The organism is Cupriavidus sp. 05N38, from assembly GCF_056397345.1.
Genome location: NZ_JBFTNF010000135.1, coordinates 1 through 4340, shown reverse-complemented (window position 1 = coordinate 4340; position 4340 = coordinate 1). Strand labels below are relative to the sequence as shown.

Here is a 4340-nt window from a genome sequence, read left to right as displayed (position 1 = left end):
ACGCTGAAGGGGGCCTTGTTGGCACTCTTGCCCTTGATGGCGTTTTCGAGAGCGGCACGGAAGTCTTCGCGGTTCATGAGTTCGGGCATTGGGGGGCTCCTGGTAAGGGTTCGCGCTTGGGGTGGGCCACGGAGGCCCTGCCGATGAATCGATATGTAGATTGTATACTATCTACATGTCATGAAAGGGTCAATGCGTTTTTGCGGGGCAAGACCAGTTTTTTCGGGAGGGAGCGAGGACGCCGCAGAGACGACAAGGGCGGCTGCGCCGGCTGGCGCAGCCGCCCTCGGATGCAGGCAGTTGTGGGGGAAGGACCGGACGCGCCTTATCGCCAGATCAGCATCGCGCAGACCGTGGAAACGCCTAGCCCGATCAGCACCGGCACCAGCAAGGCCCGCACCGCATCCAGCACCGGCACCCGGGCAAAACCGGCCACCGCGATCAGCGAGGACCAGGCGATCAGCGTGCCGCCCCCGGTCCACACCGCGCCCATCTGCCCGATGGCGGCCAGCGTGGCCGAATCGAAACCAACCACCGGCCCCAGCGCGCCGGCCAGGGTGCCGGTCAGCGGCAGCCCGGCGAAGCCCGAACCATCGATGCCGGTGATCATGCCCACCACCAGCACGCCGAAGGCGACCAGGACATGGTTGTCCGGGATCATGTGCTGGTAAGCCTGGATCAGTTCGAACAGCAGGCTGGGCGCCTTGTCGGGGCTCACGCCCAGGATCTGCGCGGCGGTCTCGCCGGCACCGACGAAGAAGAAACCGGCGATCGGCAGCACCGAGCCCATGGCCTTGAAGGCGAAGACGAAGCCGTCCGTGATGTGCTCGGGGCAGACATCGAGCATCTTGCGCGGGCCTTCGGCTGCCAGCGTGGCCAGCATCATCAGCAACGCCGCCACCCCGCCGACCAGCGCCGCGGCGTCGCCGCCCTTCAGGTCGTGCAGGCCCGCCCCCATCTTGGGCAGCACCATCACCGCCACCACCGCCAGGAAGGCCAGCGGCGTCACGATGGCGAAGCATTTCGACCACTTCACGCGGCGCAGCGCCACCATCGCCAGACTGCGCTCGATGTTCGAGTCGGTGGCGAGTGGCTCGGTGTGCTCCGTGCCACGCGCGATCTCGGCCTTGTCGAACGTGCCGGCCTGCTCGATCCCGGCGTCCGCGCCACTGGCGCGGGCCTGCCAGTTGGTCAGCAGCGCGCCGCTGGCGGGCACGATGTGCTTGCGCATCGACAGGTAGGCCAGGGCCAGCGCGATGCCGCCGGTAATGATCGACAACACCAGCGCGCGATCCGCCACCACGGCGGCGCTGACCGCGGCGCCGGCCGCCTTGGCGCTGATGCCCGGCGCCACGCCGATCACGTAGTCGGACGACAGCGCCATGCCCTGCCCCGCGATGGCGATGGCCATGGCGCCGGCCAGCGGCGGCAGTCCGGCCGCAATGGCCGCCGGCAGCAGGATGGCCGATACCAGCGGCACCGCCGGCGTGGGCCAGAAGAACAGGGAGATCACGTAGGTGATGCCGGCCAGGATGAAGAAGGCGGAATGCCCGTTCTTCATCACCACGCGGAACGGCTCCACCATCCGGATATCCGAGCGCAGCGTCTTGAGCGAATTGAGCAGCGCCGTCATGAAGGCGATGACCAGGAAGATATTGAACAACTCCTTGGCCGCCACCAGGCTCGCCGAAAAGATCCCTCCAAGCGCCGAAACCGGGCTGCCGGTCAGCGCAAATACCACCAGGAACGTACCGAGAATCGACGGTACGACCACGTTGGCCCGCAGGATCATGGTCAGGACGATGACCGCCACGCCCAGTAGATAGATCCAGTGTGCCGCGCCAATCACTGCTTCGTGTTGCATGTGTTCCCCTTGGATCTTTATCTGTAGAGACCTTTGTACTGTTTCCCGTGGGGCTATGTCTGCCCCGATGAACGTATACTATATTCTTGATCTAGATCAGAACAAGATAAATCTGTGGAGACTAGGGAATGCCCCTGTCTTGGTGCAAACCCTTGTATTTGTGCGCCTTAACGGGGCCTTTACGCACTTTTTGCGGGATAACCCCACTCAGGCGCACCGATCACGGATGCCTTCCCCACACAATTTATGTAGACTGTATACCAATATACCATCCAAGACCGCAGAATACCTGCCGGTCTAACCGATCAACTGCCGGCCACCCAGACCCGTCATGACCCTCAATGCCTTCCTTCCCGCAGATATAACCGCCCTGCAGTTCGGCATGATGGGCGCGCTGATCTTCCTGGGCGCCTGCTTGCAGGGCGTCGGCGGGATCGGGTTCTCGATGCTGTCGGCACCGGTGGCCGTGCTCTTTTTCCCGCAACTGGCGCCCGGCCCCTTGCTCGCCATGGGCGGGCTGGTATCGCTGCTGGGCGCGGTGCGCGAGTTCCGCTCGATTGCCTGGCGCGCGACCGGCAATGCCCTGGCGGGGCGCGCCGCCGGCACGCTGGTGGCGGTGGCCGCCATGACGCAGTTGCCGGCCCGCCTGCTGGCACTGATATTCGCCCTCTCGATCCTGGCCGCCGTGACACTCAGCCTGCTCGGCTGGCGGGTGCGGGCGTCCGGCCTCAACATGGCGGTGGCGGGTGCCGCATCCGGCTTCATGGGCACCGTGACCTCGGCCGGCGCCCCGCCCTTTGCCATCGTCATGCAGCACCTGCCGCCGCCACAGTTGCGCGCCACCATCGGCTGCATCCTGTGCGCGGGCGCGGCGTTCTCGCTGGCGATGCTGTGGGCCGCCGGACGCTTCGGGCTGGCCGACCTGTGGCTCAGCGCGAGCCTGACCCCGATGCTGCTGCTCGGCTTCGCGATCTCGAACCGCCTCAAGAACCGCTTCTCCGCCAAGACCGTGCGCAAGCTGCTGCTGGCCCTTTGCACCGCCGGCGCCGTCGGCGTGCTGGTCAAGCTTGCCCTACCCGCCTGAGCCAACGCCAACTCCAACTCCAACGCGATCGCCGCATCCACCCCACGCATTCCATCCATCCGGCGCGCCCCGCGCCAGCGAACATCAACAGGAAAACACACCATGCTGCATATCACCGACGAGATGATCGACCGCCATGTCACCCCCGCGGATGCCCAGCAAGTCATGCTGGACGCCTTCCGCAGCTTCGGCGAAGGCAAGGCCGCCATGCAGGAGCGCATTCGCACCGAGGCCGGCGGCGTCAAGCTGTCGACGCTCGGCGCGGTCATTCCGCAGCAGCAGGTAGCCGGCGCCAAGGTCTACACCACCATCAAGGGCCAGTTCTCCTTCGTCATCCTGATTTTCTCCACCGAGGACGGCCGCCCTCTCGCGTCCTTCGATGCCGGCGCCATCACCCGCCTGCGCACGGCGGCCTGCTCCGTGCTGGCCGCGCGCCACCTGGCCCGCCAGGACGCCGAGGTACTGGCGTTGTTCGGCGCCGGCACGCAAGGCGTGCAACATGCGCGCCAGCTCGCCGCCGCCCTGCCGCTCAAGCGCATCCTGCTATCCGATCCCTATGCCGATGCCGCCACCCCGGAGCGCCTGGCAACGTGGTGCGGCATCCCCGTGGCCTTTGCCGAACCCGACGAGGCCGTCGCCCAGGCGGACGTCGTGGTCACCGCTTCGCGCTCCACCACCCCGCTGTTTTCCGGCCATGCCATCAAGCCCGGCGCCTTCGTGGCGGCCATCGGTTCCAGCCTGCCGCATACGCGCGAACTGGACGATGCGGCGCTCGCGCGCGCCAGCAAACTGGTGGTGGAATGGCGCCCGCAATCCGTGCGCGAGGCCGGCGACATCGTGCTGGCCGACCCCGCCGTGCTGCCGGCCGACAAGATCGTGGAACTGGCCGACGTGGTAACCGGCAAGGTGCGTCCCCGCGAGAGCGATGCGGACGTGCTGATCTACAAATCGGTCGGCGTAGGGCTGGAAGATGTGGCGCTGGCGGGCTTTGCCTACCGGAAGCTGCTGGAAGCGGGTGAGGCCAGGGCCGCCTGAAGCCACGCTTCGGCCGGCACCTCGACAAAACCCGCAAAACAAAACCCGCAAAATTCGTTGACCTTGTCGCGCTTGGTAGATAGTATACAATCTACATATTGATTCATCGGCAGGGCCTCCGTGGCCCACCCCAAGCGCGAACCCTTACCAGGAGCCCCCCCAATGCCCGAACTCATGAACCGCGAAGACTTCCGTGCCGCTCTCGAAAACGCCATCAAGGGCAAGAGTGCCAACAAGGCCCCCTTCAGCGTCGCCTGGGCCAGCGGCAAGCTCTCCCGCGAGCCAACAAGGCCCCCTTCAGCGTCGCCTGGGCCAGCGGCAAGCTCTCCCGCGATCACCTCGCCCGCTGGGCCGAGA

At 66.1% G+C, this 4340-nt stretch carries 3 protein-coding genes and 2 pseudogenes; 3 read left to right on the top strand and 2 right to left on the bottom strand.

The features are described 5' to 3' along the window. Positions 1-89, bottom strand: a pseudogene (locus AC1DK4_RS40290) (TenA family transcriptional regulator); the annotation flags it as partial. A 236-nt stretch (positions 90-325) separates the two neighbouring features. After that, positions 326-1864: a hypothetical protein gene (locus tag AC1DK4_RS40285; protein WP_441624431.1), complete on the bottom strand. Its 1539-nt coding sequence runs from the start codon at positions 1862-1864 to the stop codon at positions 326-328. A gap of 331 nt (positions 1865-2195) precedes the next feature. Between AC1DK4_RS40285 and AC1DK4_RS40280 the strand changes: the two genes are divergently transcribed. From AC1DK4_RS40280 to AC1DK4_RS40270, 3 genes and pseudogenes are all read left to right on the top strand, one after another. Further along, positions 2196-2948: a sulfite exporter TauE/SafE family protein gene (locus AC1DK4_RS40280; RefSeq protein WP_441624429.1), complete on the top strand. Its 753-nt coding sequence runs from the start codon at positions 2196-2198 to the stop codon at positions 2946-2948. A gap of 102 nt (positions 2949-3050) precedes the next feature. After that, a complete protein-coding gene (locus AC1DK4_RS40275; protein WP_441624427.1) occupies positions 3051-3983 on the top strand; it encodes an ornithine cyclodeaminase family protein in 933 nt (310 codons plus the stop codon). Positions 3984-4145: 162 nt separating this feature from the next. Further along, positions 4146-4340, top strand: a pseudogene (locus AC1DK4_RS40270) (hypothetical protein); the annotation flags it as partial.

Excerpts from the sequence above, each read along its gene's own strand:
- AC1DK4_RS40285 (WP_441624431.1), bottom strand. The coding sequence starts at position 1,864 with ATGCAACACGAAGCAGTGATTGGCGCGGCACACTGGATCTATCTACTG.
- AC1DK4_RS40280 (WP_441624429.1), top strand. The coding sequence starts at position 2,196 with ATGACCCTCAATGCCTTCCTTCCCGCAGATATAACCGCCCTGCAGTTC.
- AC1DK4_RS40275 (WP_441624427.1), top strand. The coding sequence starts at position 3,051 with ATGCTGCATATCACCGACGAGATGATCGACCGCCATGTCACCCCCGCG.